This is a genomic window from Clostridium sp. YIM B02569 (assembly GCF_022320765.1).
Classification (GTDB): Bacteria; Bacillota; Clostridia; order Clostridiales; family Clostridiaceae; genus Clostridium; species Clostridium beijerinckii.
This window is the reverse complement of record NZ_JAKJJX010000067.1, coordinates 1-1,272: the sequence shown is the minus strand read 5'-3', so window position 1 is coordinate 1,272 and position 1,272 is coordinate 1. Positions and strand designations below refer to the sequence as shown.

3 protein-coding genes are annotated in these 1,272 nt (G+C 28.5%); all 3 read left to right on the top strand.

Translation table 11 applies throughout. The features are described 5' to 3' along the window. The first annotated feature begins 43 nt into the window (after nucleotides 1-43). The 3 genes from L3B96_RS27100 to L3B96_RS27090 all read left to right on the top strand — a co-directional run bounded on the left by L3B96_RS27100 (nucleotide 44) and on the right by L3B96_RS27090 (nucleotide 1,129). Nucleotides 44-577 carry a hypothetical protein gene (locus tag L3B96_RS27100; RefSeq protein ID WP_238949059.1) on the top strand — a complete coding sequence of 178 codons (534 nt, stop codon included), beginning with the start codon at nucleotides 44-46 and terminating at the stop codon, nucleotides 575-577. Further along, complete coding sequence (locus L3B96_RS27095; protein WP_238899184.1) at nucleotides 531-710, top strand: hypothetical protein; 180 nt, start codon at nucleotides 531-533, stop codon at nucleotides 708-710. The genes L3B96_RS27100 and L3B96_RS27095 overlap by 47 nt, the downstream gene beginning before the upstream one ends. A gap of 164 nt (nucleotides 711-874) precedes the next feature. Continuing rightward, nucleotides 875-1,129, top strand: a complete 255-nt coding sequence (locus L3B96_RS27090) for a hypothetical protein (protein ID WP_238899185.1) — start codon at nucleotides 875-877, stop codon at nucleotides 1,127-1,129. Nucleotides 1,130-1,272: the final 143 nt, after the last annotated feature.

Below are 1,272 nucleotides of genomic sequence, written 5' to 3'. Positions count from 1 at the left end.
ATTGAGTTACCACACAACAATGACAGCAAGGAGCTATACATAAATGTTTCAGAACACAATTATATCAGATGAGTTATCAATATACAATTTTTTAAAACAACTAAATTTTGATTTTTACTTAACTAAGCCTCAATTAAAACATCTAGAAAATATAATGAATGCTATGATATCAAAAGTTTATAACTGTAAAATTTCTGACATAGCGGAGCTTGCTCATTCGAAACATCGAACTAGTATTACTAGATTTTTTTCAAATAGTAATTGGAATGAAAAACTTTTAGAAAGAGCATTAAAAGCATATATCATAGAACTTATTTGGGCTAAATCAAGAGAATCCAAACAGCCAATATACTTTATCATTTATGACACTATTTCTGAAAAGACAAAGCCATCGTCAAAGGCTAAAAATCCAATTGAAAAGTATTCGTTTCATAATTCTCATTTAAAAGGTAAGAATGTATATGGTCATCAAATGGTAGTTTCTTTACTATTGTGTGACGGATTAGTGCTGCCATACTCAATTGATATCTATGATAAAGATAACTCAAAAATTAATTACAACACTTCCAAAGCCTGAAAATAAAGACTATGTGTTAGCAGATAGTTGTAAGGATATTTTTAATGTTTCTGAAAAAGCTGGCTATAGCTATATTGGTGCTTTAAAAACTAATAAGGTTATTTTTCCGTATGGCCATGAAAGACTAGGATAAAACTTCATAAGTTTGCTACATTATTAAAGATTGAAGACTTTGACCTCGTCACCGTCAAAGATAAGGAATACCACATTTACAATTATGTTGGCAACTTAAAAGATAGAAAGATTGTTTCTGCTGTTTTAAGTTATCCTAAAGATGATTTCCAAAAAGATGGAGCATTGAAAACTTTTATTTCTTTAGAGAAATCATTAGCACAGTTAGATATTTTAACTCAATATACTGACCGATGGGCAATTGAACCATTTTTTAGAGATTGCAAAACGTACTTAGGACTAGATGGATATCAAGTAAGAAGTGGGAAAAGCATTAATATATATCTAATCATAATGTTAGTAAATTATACTTATTGCAAAATATACTGTACTGATTTTCTTTACTTTAATACTGGATATAAAGTTGCTAAAAAAATTTAGAGAATTCCAAAGTAATATATATTTACAAAGCTGCCGCAAGCGGTACGCCGATAGAAAAAATTTTTGAGTAATTAAAAATAGCTTAATAATCTGTTTTTTTATTCAACTGTAAAATTATTCAAGCAAAACTGCACTATTATAGT